Annotated in this window: 22 protein-coding genes, 3 tRNA genes and 1 pseudogene; 21 read left to right on the top strand and 5 right to left on the bottom strand. The window is 65.2% G+C overall.

What is annotated here, in order from left to right; translation table 11 throughout:
• Window position 1 precedes the first annotated feature (1 nt).
• Window positions 2–850 carry a M1 family aminopeptidase gene (locus tag LRS12_RS20120; RefSeq protein ID WP_308223049.1) on the bottom strand — a complete coding sequence of 283 codons (849 nt, stop codon included), beginning with the start codon at window positions 848–850 and terminating at the stop codon, window positions 2–4.
• Window positions 753–1754: a hypothetical protein gene (locus LRS12_RS20125; protein ID WP_308223050.1), complete on the bottom strand. Its 1002-nt coding sequence runs from the start codon at window positions 1752–1754 to the stop codon at window positions 753–755. Before LRS12_RS20125 ends, LRS12_RS20120 begins: the two co-directional genes overlap by 98 nt.
• On the opposite strand from LRS12_RS20125, the gene lon reads away from it, so the two are divergent.
• The 6 genes from lon to LRS12_RS20135 all read left to right on the top strand — a co-directional run bounded on the left by lon (window position 1753) and on the right by LRS12_RS20135 (window position 9538).
• A complete protein-coding gene (gene lon, locus LRS12_RS16810; RefSeq protein WP_257845674.1) occupies window positions 1753–4140 on the top strand; it encodes an endopeptidase La in 2388 nt (795 codons plus the stop codon). The two genes, LRS12_RS20125 and lon, sit on opposite strands and share 2 nt — an antisense overlap.
• A 162-nt stretch (window positions 4141–4302) precedes the next feature.
• Window positions 4303–4575 (top strand): HU family DNA-binding protein, encoded by a 273-nt coding sequence (locus LRS12_RS16815; RefSeq protein ID WP_257845675.1) that lies wholly within the window; start codon window positions 4303–4305, stop codon window positions 4573–4575.
• A gap of 123 nt (window positions 4576–4698) precedes the next feature.
• Window positions 4699–4773: transfer RNA gene (locus tag LRS12_RS16820), tRNA-Val, on the top strand.
• Between the two features lie 385 nt (window positions 4774–5158).
• On the top strand, window positions 5159–6760 hold the full coding sequence (locus LRS12_RS16825) for a hypothetical protein (protein ID WP_257845676.1): 1602 nt from the start codon (window positions 5159–5161) through the stop codon (window positions 6758–6760).
• 106 nt (window positions 6761–6866) lie between these two features.
• Window positions 6867–8225 (top strand): TonB-dependent receptor plug domain-containing protein, encoded by a 1359-nt coding sequence (locus LRS12_RS20130; RefSeq protein WP_308223051.1) that lies wholly within the window; start codon window positions 6867–6869, stop codon window positions 8223–8225.
• Window positions 8147–9538, top strand: coding sequence for a TonB-dependent receptor domain-containing protein (locus tag LRS12_RS20135; protein WP_308223067.1), 1392 nt, complete (start codon window positions 8147–8149; stop codon window positions 9536–9538). Before LRS12_RS20130 ends, LRS12_RS20135 begins: the two co-directional genes overlap by 79 nt.
• Before the next feature lie 132 nt (window positions 9539–9670).
• Here LRS12_RS20135 and LRS12_RS16835 read toward each other — a convergent pair whose 3' ends face one another.
• Window positions 9671–10360: a prolyl hydroxylase family protein gene (locus LRS12_RS16835; RefSeq protein WP_374581426.1), complete on the bottom strand. Its 690-nt coding sequence runs from the start codon at window positions 10358–10360 to the stop codon at window positions 9671–9673.
• Window positions 10361–10431: 71 nt separating this feature from the next.
• Between LRS12_RS16835 and LRS12_RS16840 the strand changes: the two genes are divergently transcribed.
• From LRS12_RS16840 to LRS12_RS16860, 5 genes are all read left to right on the top strand, one after another.
• Window positions 10432–10944, top strand: a complete 513-nt coding sequence (locus tag LRS12_RS16840; RefSeq protein WP_257845677.1) for a hypothetical protein — start codon at window positions 10432–10434, stop codon at window positions 10942–10944.
• Window positions 10945–10960: 16 nt separating this feature from the next.
• Window positions 10961–11461, top strand: a complete 501-nt coding sequence (locus tag LRS12_RS16845; RefSeq protein ID WP_257845678.1) for a hypothetical protein — start codon at window positions 10961–10963, stop codon at window positions 11459–11461.
• Between the two features lie 51 nt (window positions 11462–11512).
• Window positions 11513–11589, top strand: a tRNA-His gene (locus tag LRS12_RS16850).
• A gap of 90 nt (window positions 11590–11679) precedes the next feature.
• Window positions 11680–12732, top strand: a complete 1053-nt coding sequence (locus tag LRS12_RS16855; protein ID WP_257845679.1) for an amino acid dehydrogenase — start codon at window positions 11680–11682, stop codon at window positions 12730–12732.
• Window positions 12733–12740: 8 nt separating this feature from the next.
• Window positions 12741–12938 carry a hypothetical protein gene (locus LRS12_RS16860; RefSeq protein WP_257845680.1) on the top strand — a complete coding sequence of 66 codons (198 nt, stop codon included), beginning with the start codon at window positions 12741–12743 and terminating at the stop codon, window positions 12936–12938.
• A 14-nt stretch (window positions 12939–12952) separates the two neighbouring features.
• Here LRS12_RS16860 and LRS12_RS16865 read toward each other — a convergent pair.
• Window positions 12953–13042: transfer RNA gene (locus LRS12_RS16865), tRNA-Ser, on the bottom strand.
• A gap of 104 nt (window positions 13043–13146) precedes the next feature.
• Here LRS12_RS16865 and LRS12_RS16870 point away from each other — a divergent pair.
• The 10 genes and pseudogenes from LRS12_RS16870 to mazG all read left to right on the top strand — a co-directional run bounded on the left by LRS12_RS16870 (window position 13147) and on the right by mazG (window position 22541).
• The gene (locus tag LRS12_RS16870; RefSeq protein WP_257845681.1) at window positions 13147–14196 is read left to right on the top strand and encodes a lytic transglycosylase domain-containing protein; all 1050 of its coding nucleotides are present in this window, start codon (window positions 13147–13149) and stop codon (window positions 14194–14196) included.
• A gap of 200 nt (window positions 14197–14396) precedes the next feature.
• Window positions 14397–15023 carry an SPOR domain-containing protein gene (locus tag LRS12_RS16875; RefSeq protein WP_257845682.1) on the top strand — a complete coding sequence of 209 codons (627 nt, stop codon included), beginning with the start codon at window positions 14397–14399 and terminating at the stop codon, window positions 15021–15023.
• A 28-nt stretch (window positions 15024–15051) separates the two neighbouring features.
• A complete protein-coding gene (locus tag LRS12_RS16880; protein ID WP_257845683.1) occupies window positions 15052–16218 on the top strand; it encodes a D-alanyl-D-alanine carboxypeptidase family protein in 1167 nt (388 codons plus the stop codon).
• On the top strand, window positions 16215–16838 hold the full coding sequence (tmk, locus tag LRS12_RS16885; protein WP_257845684.1) for a dTMP kinase: 624 nt from the start codon (window positions 16215–16217) through the stop codon (window positions 16836–16838). Before LRS12_RS16880 ends, tmk begins: the two co-directional genes overlap by 4 nt.
• Window positions 16835–17818, top strand: a complete 984-nt coding sequence (locus tag LRS12_RS16890) for an AAA family ATPase (protein WP_257845685.1) — start codon at window positions 16835–16837, stop codon at window positions 17816–17818. Before tmk ends, LRS12_RS16890 begins: the two co-directional genes overlap by 4 nt.
• A 191-nt stretch (window positions 17819–18009) precedes the next feature.
• Window positions 18010–19566, top strand: a complete 1557-nt coding sequence (gene metG, locus LRS12_RS16895; RefSeq protein WP_257845686.1) for a methionine--tRNA ligase — start codon at window positions 18010–18012, stop codon at window positions 19564–19566.
• On the top strand, window positions 19563–20348 hold the full coding sequence (locus LRS12_RS16900) for a TatD family hydrolase (RefSeq protein ID WP_257845687.1): 786 nt from the start codon (window positions 19563–19565) through the stop codon (window positions 20346–20348). Before metG ends, LRS12_RS16900 begins: the two co-directional genes overlap by 4 nt.
• Window positions 20345–21109: an MBL fold metallo-hydrolase gene (locus LRS12_RS16905; RefSeq protein WP_257845688.1), complete on the top strand. Its 765-nt coding sequence runs from the start codon at window positions 20345–20347 to the stop codon at window positions 21107–21109. Before LRS12_RS16900 ends, LRS12_RS16905 begins: the two co-directional genes overlap by 4 nt.
• A complete protein-coding gene (locus LRS12_RS16910; RefSeq protein WP_257845689.1) occupies window positions 21106–21714 on the top strand; it encodes a TIGR02281 family clan AA aspartic protease in 609 nt (202 codons plus the stop codon). Before LRS12_RS16905 ends, LRS12_RS16910 begins: the two co-directional genes overlap by 4 nt.
• 111 nt (window positions 21715–21825) lie before the next feature.
• Window positions 21826–22541 (top strand): annotated as a pseudogene (gene mazG, locus LRS12_RS16915) (nucleoside triphosphate pyrophosphohydrolase).
• Window positions 22542–22608: 67 nt separating this feature from the next.
• On the opposite strand, the gene LRS12_RS16920 reads toward mazG, so the two are convergent.
• Entirely contained in the window at window positions 22609–22959 is a 351-nt protein-coding gene (locus tag LRS12_RS16920) for a hypothetical protein (RefSeq protein WP_257845690.1), read from the bottom strand.
• Window positions 22960–22966 lie beyond the last annotated feature (7 nt).

Below are 22966 nucleotides of genomic sequence, written 5' to 3' on the forward strand. Positions count from 1 at the left end.
CCTAGGGCCGCGCCTGCATTGCCTCGATCGCGGGACTGCGGCGCAGGATGCGCGCCATCGGATCGACTACGACATGTGCGCCTGCAGGGACCGTAAGCGTCGCGCGTCCTTCATCCATCGCGACCTTTCGTACGACGCCATCGACCTGAACATCGACGGGAAGAGGGAACGGGACTCCCCGGGGCGTTTTCCATTCGAGCGTCAGCCGGTCGCCCTCGCGGGTTTCGACGAGATGAGGCAGCGCGGCCGAGCGTAGATAGACCGCGTAGAACCACTCCAGATCCTGCCCGGCCGCCGCGCTCATCACCGCCTCAAACTCGCCAGTTGTCGTAAAGCGCGGCTTGAAATTACCCGGTTTCGGGTCCGGGCGGCCATAGACCAGCCGGGTCGTCGCATCGAAAAACGCCTTGTCCCCGATCAGATAGCGCAGCGTGTGGAGCACCCACGCGCCCTTATAATAGATATCCTGCCCCGGCCCGCCCTTTTCGAGCTGGTAGACCTCGTCCGAGGTGCGCGAGCGTCCGGACACCAAAGGCTGGCGGTTGATGATGTTCTTGCGCTGCTCCGCCATCATCGCGGCATAGCGCGCTTCACCCTCGCGCCACTGACCGTAGAGCGGCTGCATATATTGGCCATAGCCCTCATGCAGCCAGAAATCGTCCCAGTCGGCGGCGGTCATCTGGTTGCCGAACCATTCATGCGCCAGCTCGTGGTGGAACAGCCAGTCGAACCCGGTCTCGTCCTTCTTATAGTTATTGCCGTACGCGTTGACCGTCTGATGCTCCATGCCGAGATGCGGCGTCTCGACTACCCCCAGCTTCTCGTGCGCGAAGGGGAAGGGGCCAATCATGGTCTCGAAGAAGTCGAGCGTGGGGGGCAAACTCCGCGAACAGGCCGGCTGCCTGCTTGTCCTTGCCCGCCAGGTGCCAGAAATGCAGCGGCACCTTGTTCCCGAACCTGCTGGCATAGCTGCCCTTGATCTCGCGATACGGGCCGATGTTGATCGCGACGAGATAGGGATTGATGTTCTTCGCGACCCACCGCCATTCCGAATAGCCGTGGAGCGCAGGCGTCGCGGTCTCGAGCTTGCCGTTGGCGATCGCCGCCAGTCCACTCCTCACGCCGATCGAGATGCGGATTTCCGGAATCTCGCCTGCCGGGAAATCGAGACACGGCCAGAACAGGTCGCAGCCATAGCCCTGTGCCGTCGTGGCGACCCATGGCTTGCCCTGCCAGCTCGACCAGACGAATCCGTCATCCCACGGCGCATTCACCGCTTCGTGGGGGCGACCCGCATATTCGATCTTGGCTGTGACCCTGCCACCGGCTGCCACGGGCCTCGGAAGGTCGATGATCAGCCGCCCCTCCGGATTGCGCCAGCTATCAGGGCGGAGCTTCAAACCATCGATCTGGATCTCGGAAACGTGAAAATTCTTGTCGAGGTCGATCAGAAGACGCGTCTGGCGCGCGCTGGTGGTTAACCGCAGCGTGGCCGTGCCTGACAGATATTTTCGCTCAGGCGAGATGCGCAACTGAAGATCGACATGCTCCAGCCGCAACGCCGCCCGCTCGGGCTCGATCTCCCCGCCCGATCGCTCGGTCAGCGCGGTGATCGGCGGCTCGCCCTTTTGCGCCAGCGCGGGGGCGGGAAAGGCGCTGAGCGCGAGCGCGGCAAACACTGCATTGATGCGATGCCCACGATCCCCATATAGTTGGACGAATCCGCCCCGTGATGGCGGCACCGGAGTATCCATGAAGTCTTCCTATCCAGTCCTGGCGCTGCGCGACATCGTCGTGTTCCCGCACATGATCGTGCCGCTGTTCGTCGGTCGCGACAAGTCGGTCGCCGCGCTTGAGGCCGCGATGGCGGACGACAAGGAAATTTTCCTCGTCGCCCAGCTTGATCCCGCCAATGACGATCCCGGTCGCGACGACCTGTACGATATCGGCGTGTCGGCCGAGGTGATGCAGCTGCTCAAGCTGCCCGACGGCACCGTGCGCGTGCTGGTCGCGGGGAAGGAGCGCGGTCGACTGGAGACGATGGCCGAGAAGGACGGTTACCTGACCGCGACCGTTTCGCCGGTCGAAGACAAGCCGGCAGCGGGAACCGAGACCCAGGCGCTGATGCGGTCGGTGGTCGAGCAGTTCGAGAATTATGCCAAGCTCAACCGCAAGCTGCCCGCCGAGACGGCAGTCCAGCTGGGCGAGATCGACGAAGCCTCGCGCCTCGCCGACGCGGTCGCGGGCAATATCGCGGTCAAGGTCGCCGACAAGCAGAGCCTGCTGGTCGAGGACGATCCCCAGAAGCGCCTCGAAATGGTGTTCGCCTTCATGGAGGGTGAGCTGGGCGTGCTGCAGGTCGAGAAGAAGATCCGCTCGCGCGTGAAGCGCCAGATGGAGAAGACCCAGCGCGAATATTACCTCAACGAGCAGCTGAAGGCGATCCAGCGCGAGTTGGGCAATGAGGGCGAGGAGGGCGAGGGCGACGAGATCGCCGAGCTGACCCAGAAAATCGCGACGCTCAAGCTCAGCAAGGAAGCGCGCGCGAAGGCGCAGGGCGAGCTCAAGAAGCTCAAGACCATGGCCCCGATGAGCGCCGAGGCGACCGTCGTGCGCAACTATCTCGATGTGCTGCTCGGCCTGCCCTGGGGCAAGAAGTCCAAGCTGAAGAAGGATCTGGTCGAGGCCGAAGCGGTGCTCGACGCGGACCATTACGGGCTGGAGAAGGTCAAGGACCGCATCGTCGAATATCTCGCGGTGCAGGCGCGCACCAACAAGCTCAAGGGGCCGATCCTGTGCCTCGTCGGTCCTCCCGGCGTCGGCAAGACCAGCCTTGGGAAGTCGATAGCAAAGGCGACCGGGCGTGAATTCATCCGTCAGTCGCTGGGTGGCGTGCGCGACGAGGCCGAGATTTGCGGCCACCGCCGCACCTATATCGGCTCGCTGCCGGGCAAGATCGTCACCAACCTGAAAAAGGCGGGCACCAGCAATCCGCTGTTCCTGCTCGACGAGATCGACAAGCTGGGCCAGGATTTCCGCGGCGATCCGGCCTCGGCTCTGCTCGAGGTGCTCGACCCTGAACAGAACAGCAAGTTCAACGACCATTATCTGGAGATCGACGTCGATCTTTCGGACATCATGTTCGTGACCACCGCCAACTCGTTGAATTTGCCCCAGCCGCTGCTCGACCGCATGGAGATCATCCGGCTCGAAGGCTATACCGAGGACGAGAAGGTCGAGATCGCCAAGGGCCATCTGCTGGCGAAGCAGATCGAGGCGCACGGGCTGAAGGATGACGAGTTCGAACTGACCGAGGACGGGCTGCGCGATCTGATCCGTTATTATACCCGCGAGGCGGGTGTCCGCACGCTGGAGCGTGAGATTGCCAAGCTCGCGCGCAAGGCGCTGCGCCGCATTCTCGAGGGCAAGGTCGAGCGGGTCCGCGTAACCCCCGAAAATCTTCACGAGTTCGCCGGCGTGCGGAAGTTCCGCTTCGGCATCGGCGAGGAAGAACATCAGATCGGCGCAGTCACCGGGCTTGCCTGGACCGAGGTTGGTGGTGAGCTGCTGACGATCGAGAGCGTCACCGTGCCCGGCAAGGGCGCGATCAAGACGACCGGCAAGATTGGCGACGTGATGAAGGAAAGCGTCGAGGCGGCGTTCAGCTTCATTCGTGCGCGCAGCCCCAGCTATGGGATCAAGCCGAGCATCTTTGCGCGCAAGGACATCCATGTCCATCTGCCCGAAGGGGCGGTGCCCAAGGACGGGCCATCGGCCGGCATCGGTCTGGTCACCTCGATCGTGTCGACCCTGACAGGGGTGCCCGTGCGCAAGGATGTCGCGATGACCGGCGAAGTGACGCTGCGCGGCCGCGTGCTGCCGATCGGCGGCCTGAAGGAAAAGCTGCTCGCCGCGCTTCGCGGTGGCATCGAAACGGTGCTAATCCCGCAGGAGAATGAAAAGGATCTGGCGGAGATTCCGGCGAATATCCGCGAAGGGCTCAAGATCATTCCCGTCGCTCATGTCGAGGAGGTGCTGAAGCTCGCGTTGACCGAGCCTTTGGCGGCGATCGAATGGAGCGAGGCGGACGAACTGGCGGTTCAGCCGCCCGCTGCGACCCCCGACGCGCTCCGCCATTGATGGTTGAGCGCTGGTAAAGCTACTTTTTCCTGCGCTTTCCCGTTCATTGCGCCGCTTTCCGCTTTACAGCGGGGCACGGACACGTTTTGCTGTTCCACCGGCGTCTCGACGCCGAACGCATTCTGGTACACGCCTATCAAGAAAAGCAGGGGTTCAAAGGGCATGAACAAACAGGAACTGATCGCCACGGTTGCCGACACCGCGGGTCTCAGCAAGGGGGATTCCAGCAAGGCGGTTGAGGCCGTGTTCGACGCGGTCACCGCGGCGCTCAAGAAGGGCGACGAAGTCCGCCTCGTCGGGTTCGGAACCTTCTCGGTTTCGAAGCGCAAGGCATCGACCGGTCGCAACCCGCGCACCGGCGAACCGATGACGATCAAGGCGTCGTCGCAGCCCAAGTTCAAGGCCGGAAAGGGCCTCAAGGACGCGGTCAACTAAAAGGGGGTACGGGGCTGGACAAGCTGGCTCCGTCACCTTAGAGGCTCCGCTCCCCGGACCAGTTCGGGGAGTTCCGATCCGTCGGAGCCGCTGGCGAGACCCTAAACGGGGCAATCCGGCATCGGGCGCGTAGCTCAGTGGTAGAGCACTGTGTTCACACCGCAGGGGTCGCTGGTTCAATCCCAGCCGCGCCCACCATAACCAAAGGCCCGTCGGCACTGCCGGCGGGCCTTTTGCTTTGGGCGCTTCCTACGCTGTTGCGTAGCAGCAACATTCGGAATGCCATCGCACTCCTGTCTGGCCCCGACGTCACGGCAATGCTTCCGGCACGATGTTACGACCGTCGGAACTATCGTTATTTATCATATGCCTAGATTGCATCGCCCGGCGCGTCCGTCACACGTCTGTAACGCGATTCACAAAAGCGTCATCGCACCGTCACCGAAGTTTCTCCCGAATCCCATCCCACCGTCACGGACGCCGCCTAGCGCGACACTCGTGATCGGCAGGGGGACTGTTCCGAGTCGATCCAGGGCGCTCGCCCACATCCTGCAAACCGGGATCGACCGGAACGGAGAATTTCATGGCCGACTTCAAGCGTATCAGCCTCATCCTGATGACCAGCGTTGCGGGCGCCACGCTCGCCGCTTGCGACGGTGCATCCAGCGTTGCCTCGCCCGGCGAAGGCGTGATCGTCGTCCCGGCACCGGCTCCTGCGCCCGCCCCGTCGCCGACCCCGTCGCCAACCCCGACCCCCGGAACCCCGGCGGCCAGCTGCCCCACCGGCACCACCGATGCCGGCATCGTCGGCAGCTTCCGTGGATGCCGCATCCCGTCGCTCATCACCACCGCCGTGACGCTCCAGAAGCTTCCGGGCGTGGCCTATGAAATGAACGGCCGCGTCGATGTTGGCGTCGACCGTGGCGGCGCGGGCACCGGCGGCACCGCCGCCAGCCTGACGATCCAGCCGGGCGTGATCGTCTATGCCAACACGACAAATGCGGACAACGACTTCCTGGTCGTCAATCGCGGCTCGACGATCAACGCCGAAGGCACCGCGAGCCAGCCGATCATCTTCACCGCGCAGCAGAATTTGACCGGCGGCGTCACCGACGAATCGCAGGGCCTGTGGGGCGGCATCATCCTCGCCGGTCGCGCGCCGATCTCGAACTGCAACCTCGCCGGCGTGACCGGCGGTGCAGTGAACTGCGAGAACGTTGTCGAGGGCACCGGCAATGCGCTGTATGGCGGCGCGACCGCAGGCGACAATTCTGGCGTGCTCCGCTACGTTCAGGTGCGCTACTCGGGGACGGTTATCAGCCCGAACAACGAGCTGCAGGGCATCACCACCGGCGGCGTCGGCAGCGGCACCCGCATCGAATATGTCCAGATCCACAACAGCTCGGACGACGGCATCGAAATTTTTGGCGGCACGCACAACGCACGTTACCTCGTGGTGACCGGTGCCGATGATGACAGCATCGACACGGATGTGGGCTGGAAGGGATTCATCCAGTTCGCGATCGCGATCCAGAAGCCCAGCAACACCCAGTCCGACAATTATGTGATGGAGATCGACTCCAACAACAACGAAGACGCGCTGCCGCGCCAGAATGGCCGCATCGCGAACTTCACCTTTGTGCACACCAGCACCGGCACGAACGCCGGCCTGCGTCTGCGCGGCGGTGCCGACTTCACCTTCGTCAACGGCATCTTCGTATCGGGTCGCCCCTGCCTCAACGTGGTGGCCGGGACCACCGACAATGGCGGCAAGTCGACGATCCGCGCGGCCAATGCGGCGCTCGACGAGGCCGGTCCCCCCGTGTTCCGTTCCAACTACTTCGCCTGCACCGGCGGGCTCTCCACCGAAACCGCGCAGAATAGCGTCACGGTGACGAACGCGGAGCAGGAAGCGCTGGTCGACGCGGGCACCAATAATGTGAAGGCAGGTACTGCCGCCAACGCGCTGACCTCGGGCTATCTGCCCGGCACCGGCGCTGCCGGCGTCACCGCCTACAACGCCGCGCTGCTCAACCCGGCGGGCACGTCCTTCCTGGTCACCACCAGCTATATCGGCGCGATCAGCGGGCCGAGCGACACCTGGTACCAGGGTTGGACCTGCAACTCGAACCGCGCGAATTTCGGCGCGGCGGGCAGCGCCTGCACCACCGTCCCGGTCACCTGACCCCCGCGTGACCGATCACCGGAACCGGCGGAAAAGGGGCCGCCGGTTCCGGCTTTCCTTGGCGGGATCTCTGCGAACGCCAGCCTCAGAAAACGGACGTCCACAGATGAAAAAGAGCACCGCATTCGGAAGTCTGCTGCTTCTGACCTCGCAACTCGTCGCGCCGCACGCGCTGGCTCAGGCGGCACAGGATGCGACCGCAGAGGCCTCTTCGCAGGAGGCCGAGGCTCCGCAGGCGACCGAGGAAGAGGTCGAGATCTCTGCCCCCGGTGCCGGCGACACCAGTGATGAGATCGTGGTGATCGGGCGCAACATCCCCAATGTCATCAGGGCGACCCCGCAGGTCGTGTCCGTGCTGTCGAGTGCGGATATCGCACGATCGGGTGAGGGCGACATTGCCGGCGCGCTAACCCGCGTGACGGGCCTCAGCGTCGTCGGTAATGGCTTCGTGTTTGTGCGTGGCCTGGGCGATCGCTACTCCTCCTCGCTGCTCAACGGCCTGCCTTTGCCCAGCCCTGAGCCGCTGCGCCGCGTCGTGCCGCTCGACCTGTTCCCGACCAATATCGTGGGGTCGGCGCTGGTCCAGAAAAGCTACTCGGCGAATTATCCGGGCGAATTCGGTGGCGGTGCGATCAACATCACCACCCGCGCCGCGCCGCGCGACGGATTCTTCGAGATCGAGGGGTCGATCGGGTTCGACACCGCAACCACCAGCGAGCTTGGCTATACCTATGACGGTGGCAGCCATGACGTCTTCGGCTATGACGATGGCGAGCGCAGCGTCCCGGCCTTTATCCGTGCGGCAGGCGAAAACGGCACGTCGGTCACCGACGCCGCCCAGTTGATGCAATTGTCGAACGCGCCGACGACGGTGGTGTTCGAGAACAACCACATCCCGGCCAACTGGTCGGTCGGCACCAGCTTTGCCAAGACGTTCGACACCGGCAATTTCCGCATTGGACTGATCGGGTCGGCTGGTCTGTCGAACAGCTGGCAGACCCGCGCGCAGAAGCAGCAGGTCGCGATCGGTGCCGACGGCGGCCTTGCCAGCGACTATAATCAGGTGACCACCGACAATCGCATCATCGCCAACGGCCTGTTGGGCATTGGTGTCGAGAGCGGCGAGCATCTGCTCCGCTTCACGAATGTCTATATCCATGACACGCTGAAACAGGCGATCATCGGCCTGGGCGATGAAGAGAATTTCGAATCCCCGGTCAGTTCGGCGTGCCGTCCTTCGCGACCCAGAACACCAACTGGTTTGAGCGCCAGCTGTTCACCAGCCAGGTCGTCGCCGAGCTGGATTTCGGCGCCGTCGATCTCGACCTGCGCGGCGCCTATGCCAATACCAAGCGCAAGGCTCCATATGAGCGCGCCTTCCGCTATGTGTGGGATCCGGTTGTCGCCGACTATACCAACGCGCTCAGCGCGCCCAGCTCGGCGACGATCGCGTTCAGCGACCTGAACGAGGATCTGTGGACCGGTGCGGCGGATATTGCCTATGAGTTCGATGCCGCGCGGCCGATCACGCTTTCGGCGGGCTATGCCTATTCGGACACCACTCGCCAGTCCTATCGCTATTTCTTCCGCTTCGTCGGTCCGAACAACGGCCCGGTGAACCAGACGGTGGCACAGCAGCGGCCCGACTATCTGCTCTCGGACTATAATCTCCAGACCTATGGCATCACGCTGCGCAACGAGTCCACGGGCACCGGCGCGGCGGCCTATGATGCGTCGCTCGAAGTCCATGCCGGCTATGTACAGGGCGAGGCGGAGCTGCTCGACGGGCTGCGCGCATCGGTAGGTGTCCGGTACGAGACTGCGAAGCAGCGCGTGCTTTCAACCGGGGCAGTGGCCGGGACCAGCCTCGACAATGACTATTGGCTCCCTGCAGCTACGGTCACCTGGAATTTCGCCCCGGACATGCAGCTGCGCGTCCACGGCTCGAAGACGATCGCCCGCCCGCAGTTTCGCGAGCTCGCGCCGCAGCTCTATCAGGATTTCGAAAGCAGCCGCCAGTTCCTGGGCAACCCGCTGCTGATCGACTCGCAGCTCTACAATGCCGAGGCACGCTACGAGTGGTTCTTCGCGCGTGACCAGCGGATCACGCTGGCCGGCTTCTTCAAAAAGATCGACAACCCGATCGAGGCGGTTGCATTTGTCGCGGGCGGGTCGACCTCGCTCCAGACCGGCTTCTCGAACGCACCCAGCGCCAAGCTGTGGGGTGGAGAGATCGAGGCGCAGAAGCATATCGCGCTCGACACGCTCGGCGGCGACTTCTTCGCGACGAAGCGGCTCGTGCTGATCGGCAACTATACATACACCAAGTCGCAGATCGAATCGGGCAACCAGCTGGTGCCCAGCCCGATCCTCGGTGCCCCGGCGGTCCAGTCATCATTGTTGTTCGATGACGGCGCGCCGCTGGTCGGTCAGTCGGACCATCTGGTCAATTTTCAGATCGGGTTCGAGGACACCGCTTCGCTGTCGCAGCTGACGGTCCTGTTCAACTATGCCAGCGAGCGCGTCACCAACCGCGGTCCGGTGGTCGAGGGTGTGCGCCTGCCCGACATTGTCGAAAAGCCGGGCCTGACCATCGACCTGGTCGCGCGTCAGGGCTTTGAGCTTGCGGGCGCGGAGTTCGAACTGAAGTTCGAGGGCCGCAATCTGACCAAGACGCGCTATCAGGAATATCAGACCTTCCCGGATGATGTCCGCGTCGACACCAACACCTATGACGTCGGCCGGAAATTCTCGCTGAGCCTCAGCGCGAAGTTCTGATCGCGCCTTCAAGCCCCTCCCCTTCAGGGGAGGGGTTGGGAGTGGGGCGGTGAAATCTCATCGAGACCGACCGCCCAGAGGATAGGCCCCACCCCCAACCCCTCTCCTAAAGGGGAGGGGCTTGGAATAGCCTCACCCCCAGGGCCGCTCGCGAAACCATTTGGTGATGACGTATTTTGTCCCCGCGCGCACCTTCATCGCGTGGTGAAGCGTCGAGGGATTTGGCGTACCATCGGACCGCAAGTTGCTCCACGCGAGCAGCTTGCCCGGCTCCGGCTGGACCAGCTTGTCGATCGCCTTGAACCGCGTCGCGCCGCCCGCATCGACAGCATTCAGGTAGATCATCACCGTCCAGGTCCGCTGCCCCGATACCGCGCAGAATTTCTCGAAGTCGACGCCGGTCGGCTCGAAATAGTCGGTATGCGCCTTGAACTCCTGCCCGACGGCGTAGCGCTGTCCCTGCAGCGGCTCGCCATGCGCGGGATCGAGGCCGATAAAGTTGCAGATCAACGCGTCGAGCCGCTGCGCCGCAACGCTGTCCGCCGGCAGGTCGCACGTCTCGCTGGTCCGGAAGACGTCGTCGCCATTATAGTCGGAGACGAGTGAAGGCCGCCGGTCGCGATCGATCATCTCCATCAACTCGGTACAGAAATCGCGATCGATAAACTCCTTGCGAATGAACAAGGTAAGCTTGGGTGTCGGTACCCTTTGCACGCCCGGGCGCGCGGTCAGGCGGTCGATCACGGGCTCGATCGGAAACCCGGCGGCGGAAGAGACGGCGATCATGCGGCGCTTCTGCCAGAAGAAAAACACCGCATCCATAGTGCGTGGGTGACTTAAAATCGTCACCGAAACGCAGGCATAATGTCACAGACAAGCCATAGCGCGGCAACATGCGCGCCGCCGACACGCTCGATCAACTCGTCCACGCCGCGATCGATGCCGGAATCCCGGCGATCCATCTGATCCGCGAAGGCGACGGCGTCCGCATCCTCGTCCGCACGGTGTCCGGGCTCGCCCCTGTCCACAGTCTGGTCGCGAGCCCGGACTGGCTCGATTCCGCTCAGGCGCTTCCGCACGCAACGCGGCGCGGTGACCGGGTGGTGATCGATCTTGCCAGGCACGGATCGGGCGGGGGCGGCTTCGCCCAGCTCGGCATGCCCGGATCGATGCGCGCCGCGTTCGAGCGTGAAACAGCAGCTCCGGGCGGGGTGATCCTGATCGCGGCAGAGGATACCTCCGCGATGGCCGCGAGCATGGCCGCCTCCGTTCATGCTCCGGGCGAGCGGCATATTGTCGAGATCAGCGGGGACCGCGCCGATCTGGATGCCGCCGCACACATGGACTGCGACGCGATCCTGATCCGCGCGGGGGGACGATCGCACGCTGCTCTCCGCCGCCTTTGACCATGCCCAGCGCGGCGTGCGTATCGTCCTCGGCATCGATGCTCCCAACGTCATGGCGGCCATCGCACATCTGCGCGCAGCGCGGATGGAGCGGCATCTGCTTGCCTTTGCCCTGCGTGTCGCGATCGCGGTGCGGACGGAGCCGGGGCTGTGCGCAACCTGTCGTCATCCGGCTCAGGCTGCGGGTTCCGAATCGGCCTTGCTCGGCGTCGACCCGGGCACGGTGATCTACCGCGCCGCCGGGTGCGGTGCGTGCGACGGCACGGGCTTTTCCGGTCCGGTGACGCTGTTCGAGACCGTTGCGGTCGATCCGGGTCTGCGTCGTCTCCTCGCCGAGGGCGGCGATATAGCGATCCTGGCGCGCCATGCATTCATGCGCTCTGCGACACTGGCCGGATCGGCGCGCGCACTGGCGCGAGAGGGAAAGATCACCGCCGATGCAGCTATTCGCGTCGCACGCGCGGCGGGGGCTGCACCATCCATCGCGTCCGCGCATCCGCACCTGCTGATGGCGTGACCACGGGCGCTTGACGCTGATCGGGCGCGCGGGTAAGCGCGCCACTTCGCGGCGATCGTGGCGCAATTGGTTAGCGCACCGGCTTGTGATGCCGGGGGTTGCGGGTTCAAGTCCCGTCGGTCGCCCCATTTTCCCCTGGCTGACATTTTGGGCTGGCGCTCTGCCATGCGGAAGAATATTACGCGCGCTCGAAATATTCTTAGCCGACTGGAAGCGCCATGACTGCCGTGTGGGATCTGCCCGATTTCGACGCCCATGAGGGCGTTCACCTGATCACCGACCCGGCCAGCGGCCTGCGCGCGGTGATCGCGGTCCACTCGACCAATCTGGGCCCGGCGGCGGGCGGCGTGCGCTTCTGGCACTATGCCGATGGCAGTGCCGCGATCACCGATGCGCTCCGCCTGTCGCGGGGCATGAGCTTCAAGAATGCCATGGCCAGCTTGCCCTTGGGTGGCGGGAAGGGCGTCGTGCTTGCCCCCGAACCCGGTGCGACGATCAGCGAGGCGCAGCTCATCGCCTTTGGTGAAGCGGTCGAGTCGCTCGGCGGTCGCTACGTCACGGCCGAGGATGTCGGCATGTCCGAGGAGCGGATGAAGGTCATCGCGACCCGCACCCGCCATGTCTCCGGTCTGCCTGTTGCGGGCGGGGATGCGGGCGGCGATCCCGGCCCGTTCACCGCGCTCGGCATCTATCTCGGCGTCAAGGCGGCGGCGAAGCGCGCGCTGAGTGCCGAATCGATGGTCGGCGTGCATGTCGCGGTGCAGGGCGTGGGCAGCGTCGGCGGCGGCCTCGCCCGCCGTCTCGCCGCCGATGGCGCCAAGCTGACGCTGGCCGATGTCAACACCGACAAGGCACGGGCGCTCGCCGCCGAACTGGGGGCGGACGTCGTCGCGGCGGACGCGATCGCTACGGTCGAGGCAGAGGTGTTCAGCCCCAATGCCCTCGGCGCGATCCTGACCGAGGACAGCATCGCCGCACTCCAGTGCAAGGTCGTCGCGGGCGGCGCAAACAACCAGTTGGCAAAGCAAGGCGACGGCGCACGCATCCACGCCCGCGGCATCCTCTACGCGCCCGATTACGTCATCAACGCGGGTGGCATCATCAATGTCGGCCTCGAATATCTCGGCCATGGCGACCGCGCCGAAGTGGAAGCGCGCATCGCGAAAATCCCCGATCGCCTCAACGAAGTGTGGGACGAAAGCGCCCGCACCGGCGACCCGGCGAGCGAGGTCGCCGACCGTATCGCGATGCGGCTGATCGGGCGGGGCTAGGGTCCAGCATGCGCACCGTCTTCGGCGATGCCAGTGTGCGTCTCTATTACCTGAGTGAGCAGGATGCCGCAGCTGAGACGCTGTTCTATGGCCCGCTCAGCGAGGCACTCGCAATTGCGAGCCAGCAATCGGAGGACGTCCAGGCCGGCTTGTGGCTTGCGACCGAGAACGACGTCGTTCCCTATCTCGATATAAGCGACGACTAGACTGGCGGAAAAAATGGCGGAGAGAGTGGGATTCGAACCCACGGTAGGCTTGCACCTACGGCGGTTTTCAAGACCGCTGCCTTAAACCACTCGGCCATCTCTCCGCGCGGCTTGCGCCTTAGGCTGTTCGGCGCGTTTTCCGCAAGAGGCCACAAATTCCCGCGCCAAGGGGGTTCATGCCCGCCGCGCCCTGTGGCAGAGAATGTCCATGCGGGATTTCACAGGCCATGTACGGCGCTTCATCTTGGTCGGAACGGCAGTCTTGGCGCTCGGCGTCGGCGGCGCGCCTGCGGTGGCTCAGGACGAGGCGGGGTTTCAGGCCTATATCAATGGCCCGCTGCGCGAACAGGCGCTGCGCGAAGGGGTGAGTGCGCGGACGCTCGACGCGGTGCTGCCGTCGCTCACCTATAATCCGCGCGTGGTCGAGCTCGATCGCGACCAGCCGGGTGGCACCTCGACCGGACCGATCCCCAATTTCGCGCCGTACAAGGCGCGCCATGTCGATGCCGCGCGGATCAATCGCGGTCGCGAGACCTATCGTCGCCTCCGTGCGAAGCTGGAACGGGTCGAGCGTGAGACCGGGGTGCCAGAATCGATCATGGTCGCGATCTTCGGGCATGAGACCAATTATGGCAGCTACACCGGCAATTTCGATCTGCCGCGCAGCCTCGCGACTCTCGCCTATGAAGGCCGCCGACGCACGCTGTTCGCGGGCGAGTTCATCGCGACGATGAAGATGGTCGACCGTGGCGTCCCGCGTGAGCAGCTCAAGGGCAGCTGGGCGGGGGCATTCGGCTATCCGCAATTCCTCCCCTCGGTCTATCTGCGTCTGGCGCGCGATGGCGATGGCGATGGCGTCGCGAACATCTGGTCGAACGAGGCGGATACGCTGGCGTCGATCGCCAACTACTTCGTTGCATCAGGCTGGCGTCCTGGTCAGCCCTGGGGCGTCGCGGTCAATGTGCCGTCGGGCCTCAACCGCGCGGCACTTGTCAACCGCACGGTCCCGACGCGCTGCACGCGCGTGTTCGAGCGGCATTCGCAATGGCGGACAATGGCCGAATGGCGCGCGCTGGGCGTGGTTCCTCAATCGGGGCGCTGGCCCGCCGATCATGTTCAGGCGACGCTGCTCGAGCCGGACGGGCCGGGCAAGACCGCCTATCTGCTCACCGGCAATTACCGCGTGATCCTCGATTACAACTGCTCGAATTTCTATGCGCTTTCGGTGGGGCTGCTGGCCGATGAAGTCGAACATTAGTGTCGTCGCCGCCTGCGCCCTGCTTGGTGCGTGCGGCTTCGGCGGGGGCGACGATCTGGAGGAGCTGCCGCCGGCACCCGCCGCGCCGCAGGTCGAGGCTCCGGCTGCGCCCGGTGCGGGCTATGCCGCCCCGGAGGGCAGCCCCGACACCGGTCAAGGCCCTCAGGGCAGCTCGCGCCTGCGCCCCGGCGAGGAACGCTATGACCGCGTCGGCTATGCTGGTTATGCCGGCGCAGGGGGAGGGGGTGTTCGCGCTCAGTTCGGTCCTGCCGCAGGGCAGCCACGCCGAAGTGACCGCGCTCGACAGCGGCAAGACGATCCTGATCCTGATCCGTGGGCAGGGCAGCGGGCTGATCGACCTGTCGGCCGGTGCCGCGCGCCAGCTGGGCGTCACCGGCAACCCGCCGGTCCGCGTTCGCCGCGTCAGCGTGACCGGACAGGATGCGACACTGCTCGCTGCGGGACAGGCCGCGCCGATGCGCGCCGATGCGCCGCAAGCCCTGCTCGCCGGTCTGCGCCGCCGCTTGGGCGACACGCCGCGCGAGCCGGTGGCGACGCCCACCGAGCGTCCGACCCGTCCCGCAACCCGCCCGACGCCGCGCCCCACGCAAGCCGCCACCCGCGGCCTGTTCGTGCAGGTCGCCGCTCTCTCCAGCGCGGCCCGCGCCCGCGCGCTCGCCGATGAGCTGGGCGGCATCGTCCGCCCCGGCGGTGGCGTGTATCGCGTTCAGCTCGGTCCCTATCCCAACAGCAGCGCCGCCGAACGCGCGCGTGCGGATGTCGCGCGGCGCGGCTATGGCGATGCGCGCATCATCTCGATTCCCTGACCCTCAAGCCCTGGACCGTGCATCACCCATGAAGAAGTTCCTCCTCGCCGCCACCGCCGTCTCGCTCGCCTTCGCGCCCGCCACCGCGCAGACGCCGCCGTTCGAGACCGCCGCGCCGGTCGCCTATCTTGAGGATCTGTCGTCGGGCGCGGTGCTCTATTCCAAGGACGCCGACCGCCCGATGCCTCCTGCGTCGATGGCGAAGATGATGACCGCCTATGTCGCGTTCGACCTGATCAAGCAGGGCAAGCTGAAGCTGAGCGATATGGCCGATGTCCGCCCGGAAACGTGGCGGAAATGGCACGGTCCTTCAGCGGGTTCGACCATGTTCCTGTCACCGGGTCAGAAGGTCAGCGTCGAAAATCTGCTCAACGGCATCATCGTCGTGTCCGGCAATGATGCGTGCGTCGTGCTGGCAGAACATATCGCGGGGACCGAGGAAGCGTTCGTCAACCTGATGAACCAGAAGGCCAAGGAAATCGGCCTCACCGCCAGCCGCTTCGGCACCTCGATGGGCTGGCCCGATCAGGGGCGGACGGTGGTCACCGCACGCGATCTGGCCAAGCTCGCCAAGGCGACGATCAGCAACCATCCCGATCTCTACAAGCGCTTTTACCCCAAGCCGAGCTTCACCTTCGGTACCACCATGGGCGGCGCGCCGATCACTCAGGCGAACCGCGATCCGCTGCTCGGCCGGGTTCAGGGTGCCGATGGCCTGAAGACCGGCCATACCGAAGAGGCCGGCTATGGCTTCACCGGGTCCGCGGAACAGAATGGCCGCCGTCTGGTGATGGTCGTCGCGGGTCTCACCAGCTTCAACCAGCGCGCCGACGAATCGGTCAAGTTCATGGACTGGGGCTTCCGCGCCTGGTCGTCGCGCAAGCTGGTGACGAAGGGGCGCACGGTCGAGCAAGCACAGGTCCAGCTCGGCGACTCCTCGACCGTCGGCCTGGTCGCCCCGCGCGATCTTGCCATCGCGATCCCCTCGGGTGCCAACCCCGACCTGCGCGCCACCGTCGTCTATCAGGGTCCGATCAAGGCACCGATCAAGGCGGGGCAGCATATCGCCGACCTGGTCGTCACTTCGCCCGGCCTGCCCGAACAGCGCCTGCCACTGGTCGCCGCCGCCGATGTCGGTGAAGCCGGCTTCTTCGGTCGCATCTGGGCGGGCCTCATGTCGCTGTTCGGCGCGTGAGGGGCCGCTTCCTCAGCCTCGAAGGCGGGGAGGGCGCGGGCAAGTCGACCCAGGCGAAGCGGCTCGCCGCCGCGCTGGAGGCGCGCGGGGTGCATGTCGTGCTCACCCGCGAACCCGGCGGGACCGAGGGGGCGGAGGCGATCCGTGGCCTGTTGATGCAGGGTGCGGTCACCCGCTGGAGCGCGCATACCGAAACGCTGCTGTTCGCCGCCGCGCGCGCGGATCATGTCGAAAAGCTGATCCGCCCGGCGGTGGAGGCGGGCAGCTGGGTGGTGTGCGACCGCTATGTCGATTCGACCCGCGCCTATCAGGGCGCGCAGGATATCGACGACTCCGCGATCCTGGCGCTGCACGGCTTCGGGTCGAAGGGGCTGTTGCCCGACCGCACGCTCGTGCTCGACCTGCCCGATGGGGCGGGCCATGCCCGGTCGCTGGAGCGCGACGGAGGGGCGGCCGACCGCTTTGGCGCGCGCGGGCCGGACTTTCACATGGCGGTCGCCGCGCAGTTCCGCCGTATCGCCGCCGCCGAGCCGGATCGCGTGCGGCTGGTCGATGCCTCGGGCAGCATGGATGACGTCACGACGTCACTGATGGACGCGCTGTCCGACCTGCTGCCATGACGTCACCCGGCCCCAATGCCGCGGCAAAGGCCGCGTTTCGCGCCGCGATGTCGAGCGGGCAGTTGCATCATGCCTGGCTGATCGCGGGCGCCGAAGGGCTGGGCAAGGCCAGCTTCGCCCGCGCCGCCGCCGCGCGGCTGCTGGCCGAAGGGGCGGGACAGGTCCCGCCATCGGAGGACTTCGATCTCCCTGAGGATAACCCCACCCGCAAGCTGATCGAGTCGGGCGCGCACCCCGATTATCGCGCGCTGGTGCGCCTGCCCAAGGACGCCGACAAGCCGGGCGAGAATATCGCGCGGTCGATCACCATCGCCCAGGTCCGCGCGCTCAACCCGATGTTCGCGACCAAACCGAGCATGTCGAGCCGCCGCGTTATCGTGATCGACGCGATCGACGATGTCGAACGCCCGGGCGCTGCCAACGCACTGCTCAAGAATCTGGAGGAGCCCCCGGCGGGGACGATCTTCCTGCTGGTCAGTCACTCGCCGGGGCGCCTGCTCCCGACGATCCGCTCGCGCTGCCGCGTGCTGCGCTTCGACCCGCTGCCCGATAGCGATGTCGCGGCGGCCGTGCGCGCGGCGATGCCCGAGGCAAGCGCGGCCGAGGTCGATGCGCTAGTCCGCGCGGGGCAGGGCTCGCCCGGTCGGGCGCTCAGCTTCGCCGGGCTCGACCTTGCCTCGATCGACAGCGAAATGGCCGCGATTGCAGCGCGCGGCGACCCGGACAACGCCATCCGCGCGCGCCTCGCCCGCACGTTGGGTGCCAAAGCCGCGCAGCCACGCTACGAAGCATTCCTCGCCCGCGTACCCGCCTTCGCCCTCGCCGAAGCACGCGGGCGACAGGGTGCCGCGCTGGCCGAGGCGATTGCGGTCTATGAAGCCGCGTCACAACTCGGCCCCGTCGCGCTCGCCCAGTCGCTCGATGCCCAGGCGACGGTGTTCGAAATGGGCGGCATCCTCGCGCGATTGGCGAAGCGCTAGTCACCCTCACCCTTCCGGCGCTTCGCGCCTCCCTCCCTCTCCCATTGGGAGAGGGAATGATCGGGTGGACAGCGCCCCGCGCTGTCCAGGCCATGCGGGGCATGGCCGACCCGATCATCCCGCGAGCGCAGCGAGTGGGAAGGGTGAGGGTGATACTTCTCTAGCCGCCCGCATTGTTCTAGAGCGCCCCCATGTCCGAACCCTATTACATCACCACCGCGATCCATTACCCCAACGGCAAGCCGCATATCGGCCACGCCTATGAGATGATCGCCGCCGACGCGATCGCGCGGTTCCAGCGTCAGGCGGGGCGCGACGTGCGCTTCCAGACCGGCACCGACGAACATGGCCTGAAGATCGCCCAGACCGCGCGTGCCCGCGACCTCACCCCGCGCCAACTTGCCGACGAAATGTCAGCATATTTCAGCGATATGGCGAACGATCTGAACATTTCATATGATCGTTTCATCCGCACGGTGGACCCCGATCACTATGCTGCCAGCCAGGCGATCTGGGCCGCGATGGAGGCCAAGGACGACCTGTATCTCGACCGCTACGAGGGCTGGTATTCGGTCCGCGACGAAGCCTTTTACGAGGAAAAGGAACTGACCGAGGGGGAGGGCGGCGTCAAGCTGTCGCCGCAGGGTACCCCGGTCGAGTGGACCGCCGAGGAAACCTGGTTCTTCCGCCTGTCGAAGTATCAGCAGCCCTTACTCGACCTCTATGCGTCGCAGCCCGACTTCATCCGACCGGAACGCTCGCGCAACGAGGTGATGAAGTTCGTCGAGGGCGGTCTGGTCGACCTGTCGGTTTCGCGCACCAGCTTCGACTGGGGCGTGCCGGTGCCGGGATCGCCGGGACATGTAATGTATGTCTGGGTCGATGCACTGACCAACTACCTCACCGGCACCGGGTATCCCGATGCGAAGAGTGATCTGGCGCATTACTGGCCCGCCAATCTGCACCTGATCGGCAAGGACATTACCCGCTTCCACGCGGTCTACTGGCCCGCCTTCCTGATGTCGGCCGACATCCCGCTTCCGAAACAGGTCTTCGCCCACGGCTTCATCCTCAACCGCGGCGAGAAGATGTCGAAGTCCACGGGCAATGTCGCCGATCCGATGGAGCTGACGCGGCTCTATGGCGTCGATGCGCTGCGCTATTTCCTGCTGCGCGAAGTCGCGTTCGGCAATGACGGCAGCTTCAGCGACGAGGCGATCGTGACCCGCGCCAACGCCGATCTGGCGAACAGCTTCGGCAATCTCGCGCAGCGGACGCTCTCGTTCATCGCCAAGAACCTCGAAGGCGCGCTCCCCGAAGCCGGTCGTAGCGACCCCGCCGATGCCGAACTGCTCGCGACGATCGACGAGGCGGGCCGCGAATTCCGCGCCGCGTTCGACAGCCTCGCGCTCAATCAGGGGCTCGAGGCGTGGATGCGCGCCGTCTTCGCGTGCAACCAGTATATCGACGTGCAGGCCCCCTGGGCGCTGCGCAAGACCGATCCGGAGCGGATGCATGCAGTGCTCGGCACGCTGGTGCGCGCGATCCGCGATCTCGCGATCCTCGTCGTGCCGGTGATCCCCGGATCGGCGGGCAAGATCCTCGATCAGCTGGGTCAGGATGCGCGCGACCATGCGGCGCTGGACGACAAGGGCTGGTACGATGCCGCCGTGGCGTCAGGCTTCCGCCTCGACCCGCCGACCGGCGTGTTCCCGCGTCTCGTGCTGGCAGAGGAAGCTGCGGAATGAAGCTCGCCGACAGCCATTGCCATCTCAACTACAAGGGCCTTGGCGAACAGCAGCCCGAAGTGCTGGCGCGCGCCCGCGAGAGCGGTGTGGTCGCAATGCTCAACATTGCGACCCGCGAGCGCGAATGGGATGAGGTGCTCGCCACTGCCGAGCGCGAGGCCGATGTCTGGGCCACGGTCGGCATCCACCCGCACGAGGCGGACGAGCATCCGCATATCGACACCGCCAAACTGGTCGCCCGTGCCGCGCACCCGCGCGTCGTCGGCATCGGGGAGACCGGGCTCGACTATTATTACGACCATAGCGACCGCGCACAGCAGCAGAAGAGCTTCCGTTCGCACATCGTAGCGAGCCGCGAGACTGGCCTGCCGTTGATCGTCCACACCCGCGACGCGGAAGAGGACACGGCGAACATCCTCGCCGAGGAAATGGGGAAGGGGGCCTATCCGGGCGTGATCCACTGCTTCACAGCCAGTGGAGATTTCGCCGACAAGGCACTGGAATTGGGCTTTTATATCTCCATATCCGGGATCGTGACGTTCAAGAACGCCCGCGATCTTCAGGCAACTGCCGCGCGGCTCCCGCTCGACCGGCTGCTGATCGAGACTGACGCCCCGTTCCTCGCCCCCGTCCCGCATCGCGGCAAGACCGGCGAGCCGGCCTTCGTCGCCGACACCTGCCGCTTCCTGGCGCAGCTGCGCGGCATGGATGCGGAGGAACTGGCCGAGACGACCCGCGCCAACTTCCATCGCCTGTTCGCAAAGACGCTGGCCGCCGCGTGAAGGTCCGCATCCTCGGATCGGGGACATCCTCCGGCGTTCCGCGCATCGGCAACGACTGGGGCAGCTGTGACCCCACCGACCCGCGCAACCGCCGCACCCGCGCCTCGATCCTGATCGAGGCGGGAGCGACTCGTATTCTTGTCGATACCAGCCCCGACCTGCGCGAGCAGCTGATTGCCGCAAATGTCGCGGATATCGACGCGGTGATCTGGACGCACGACCATGCCGATCACTGCCACGGCATCGACGATTTGCGCCAGTTGATGCATTTGCGCGGCGCTCCGGTGCGCGGGCTGGCCGACTGGAAGACGCTCGACCGGCTCAGCGACCGTTTCCGCTATGTGTTCGAAGGGGGAGGGCCCTATCGCCCCACCGCAACCATCGAACCGCTTCGGGACGGCATGATGATCGGCGACATCACCGTTCGCACCGTGGACCAGCCGCATGGCGGCATCACCTCGGCTGGTTTGCGCTTCGAACATGATGGCAAAATAATTGGATATGCCACTGATTTCAATATATTTACTGACGAAATGGCCACGCTCTACAGCGACCTGGACCTGTGGGTTGCCGATGCGCTGCGCCGCGAACCGCACCCGACGCACCCACATCTCTCGCAAACACTCGCCTGGGCGCGCCAATGTCGCGTACGGCACACGGTCCTTGTGCATATGGACCAGACGATGGACTATATGACTCTGAAGGCCGATCTGCCCGCCGGGGTGGAGCCGGGCCATGACGGCATGGAGTTGTTCGTTTGACCGAGTCCCAGATCATTCAGCTGGTCGCGCTGGTCGGATTCCTGGCGCTGGTGCTGGGCTCGCTCAGCATCCGCAACATGCAGTTCGGTTTCATCGTCAAGACGGTGATCGGTTGGGCAGCGATCGCGGGCGTCATCACGCTTGTCGTGATCAACAAGGACCGCATCCTCGATCAACTCCAGGCGATCGGTGCGAGCAGCGGCCTGACCGACCCTGCGCCGGTCACCGGCACCGGCTCGGTCCGCATCCGCCTGTCACCGGACGGACATTTCTGGGCACGTGCGACGATCAACGGAGTCGAACGCCGCATGCTGATCGACAGCGGGGCGACCGTCAGCGCGATCAGCGAAAGCACCGCTCAGGCCGCGGGCATCGACTATGCGCGCGGGACGCCGGTGCAGGTCTCGACCGCGAACGGGGTGGTCGATGCCCGCCGCGCCCGCGCGGAGCGCGTTGATGTGGGTGCGCTCAGCACCGAAGACCTCACGGTATTCGTCGCGCCCAGCTTCGGCGATCTTGACGTGTTGGGGATGAACTTCCTCTCGCGTCTCAAATCCTGGAGGGTGGAAGGGAACGTCCTGATCCTCGAACCCAACGCGACTTGAATTTAACATAATGTATATTATCGGACTTATGTCATGAGCGAGCAGGCGGTCTCCCCCGCGCCGGATCACCGTGAAATCACGCCACCCGGCATCGAGCGGCTGATGGCGATCATGGCGCGCCTGCGCGATCCGGTCACCGGCTGCGAATGGGACACGGTCCAGACCTTCGCCACCATCGCGCCGTACACGATCGAGGAAGCTTATGAGGTCGCCGACGCCATCGCCCGCAACGACCTGACCGAACTCAAGGACGAACTGGGCGACCTGCTGCTCCAGGTCATCTTTCACAGCCGCATCGCGCAGGAAGCTGGGGCGTTCGACCTGTCCGATGTCATCGCGGGCATCTGCGACAAGATGGAGCGTCGCCACCCGCACATTTTCCGCGGTGCGGAAAGCGGTGGCCATCACCTCTGGGAACAAATCAAGGCCGAAGAGCGGGGAGCAAGGGGACGCGCGGTACGCTCGACGGAGTCGCGATCGGCCTCCCCGCCCTCACCCGCGCCGAAAAGCTGCAAAAGCGCGCCGCGCGGACCGGTTTCGACTGGACCGACCCGGCCGATGCCCGCGCCAAGATCGACGAGGAACTGGCCGAGGTTGAAACCGCGACGAGCGACGATCACCGCGCAGAGGAGATCGGCGACCTGCTATTCGCCATGGTCAACTGGTCGCGCAAGCTGGGCATCGATCCCGAAGCCGCCCTGCGCGCCGCCAACGCCAAGTTCGAACGCCGCTTCCGCGCGATGGAGGCAAAGGCGGGCGACGCGTTCGCCGGCCTGTCGCTGGATGAACAGGAAGACCTCTGGGTCGCGGTCAAATCCGCCGAGTGAACGGCCCGAATGTCCGGTTGCGCTGAGCGTACCCCCCTTCGACAAGCTCAGGTCCAACGGGTGTCGGTCAGATCGCCGAAGCGGCCTGCGGCTCCACCACCATCAACGTGGTGCCGGCATATTTCTCGGATTCGGGCAGGAATAACCGGCTGATTGCGAAATCGCGCTCGGTCAGCGCCAGGTTCCTGAGTCCGTCCACCTTGAACGTTCCGAATTTCTCTTCGCGCGGGATCACGAAATCGCGCGAAATCACCTGTGCGTCCACGTAAAGCAATCCGCCGCGTGTATAGAGAATGTGCGGCGCGAGCACCATGCGCGTGCGATTGTAGATCGCGTTCATGCATTTCTGCCTGACGATCCCCTCCAGCACGATGGGCGTTGGGTTGGGCGGCGACTCCGCCCCCTTCTCGGTTTCCATTGCGACA

The organism is Sphingomonas sp. J344 (assembly GCF_024700005.1).
In the GTDB taxonomy this organism is placed as follows: Bacteria; Pseudomonadota; Alphaproteobacteria; order Sphingomonadales; family Sphingomonadaceae; genus Sphingomonas.

What these genes read in the sequence shown, in the direction of transcription:
- LRS12_RS20120 (WP_308223049.1), bottom strand. Translation starts at nt 850, where the DNA reads ATGATTGGCCCCTTCCCCTTCGCGCACGAGAAGCTGGGGGTAGTCGAG.
- lon (WP_257845674.1), top strand. Translation starts at nt 1,753, where the DNA reads ATGAAGTCTTCCTATCCAGTCCTGGCGCTGCGCGACATCGTCGTGTTC.
- LRS12_RS20125 (WP_308223050.1), bottom strand. Translation starts at nt 1,754, where the DNA reads ATGGATACTCCGGTGCCGCCATCACGGGGCGGATTCGTCCAACTATAT.
- LRS12_RS16815 (WP_257845675.1), top strand. Translation starts at nt 4,303, where the DNA reads ATGAACAAACAGGAACTGATCGCCACGGTTGCCGACACCGCGGGTCTC.
- LRS12_RS16825 (WP_257845676.1), top strand. Translation starts at nt 5,159, where the DNA reads ATGGCCGACTTCAAGCGTATCAGCCTCATCCTGATGACCAGCGTTGCG.
- LRS12_RS20130 (WP_308223051.1), top strand. Translation starts at nt 6,867, where the DNA reads ATGAAAAAGAGCACCGCATTCGGAAGTCTGCTGCTTCTGACCTCGCAA.
- LRS12_RS16835 (WP_374581426.1), bottom strand. Translation starts at nt 10,360, where the DNA reads ATGGATGCGGTGTTTTTCTTCTGGCAGAAGCGCCGCATGATCGCCGTC.
- LRS12_RS16840 (WP_257845677.1), top strand. Translation starts at nt 10,432, where the DNA reads ATGCGCGCCGCCGACACGCTCGATCAACTCGTCCACGCCGCGATCGAT.
- LRS12_RS16855 (WP_257845679.1), top strand. Translation starts at nt 11,680, where the DNA reads ATGACTGCCGTGTGGGATCTGCCCGATTTCGACGCCCATGAGGGCGTT.
- LRS12_RS16860 (WP_257845680.1), top strand. Translation starts at nt 12,741, where the DNA reads ATGCGCACCGTCTTCGGCGATGCCAGTGTGCGTCTCTATTACCTGAGT.
- LRS12_RS16870 (WP_257845681.1), top strand. Translation starts at nt 13,147, where the DNA reads ATGCGGGATTTCACAGGCCATGTACGGCGCTTCATCTTGGTCGGAACG.
- LRS12_RS16875 (WP_257845682.1), top strand. Translation starts at nt 14,397, where the DNA reads ATGACCGCGTCGGCTATGCTGGTTATGCCGGCGCAGGGGGAGGGGGTG.
- LRS12_RS16880 (WP_257845683.1), top strand. Translation starts at nt 15,052, where the DNA reads ATGAAGAAGTTCCTCCTCGCCGCCACCGCCGTCTCGCTCGCCTTCGCG.
- LRS12_RS16890 (WP_257845685.1), top strand. Translation starts at nt 16,835, where the DNA reads ATGACGTCACCCGGCCCCAATGCCGCGGCAAAGGCCGCGTTTCGCGCC.
- metG (WP_257845686.1), top strand. Translation starts at nt 18,010, where the DNA reads ATGTCCGAACCCTATTACATCACCACCGCGATCCATTACCCCAACGGC.
- LRS12_RS16900 (WP_257845687.1), top strand. Translation starts at nt 19,563, where the DNA reads ATGAAGCTCGCCGACAGCCATTGCCATCTCAACTACAAGGGCCTTGGC.
- LRS12_RS16920 (WP_257845690.1), bottom strand. Translation starts at nt 22,959, where the DNA reads ATGGAAACCGAGAAGGGGGCGGAGTCGCCGCCCAACCCAACGCCCATC.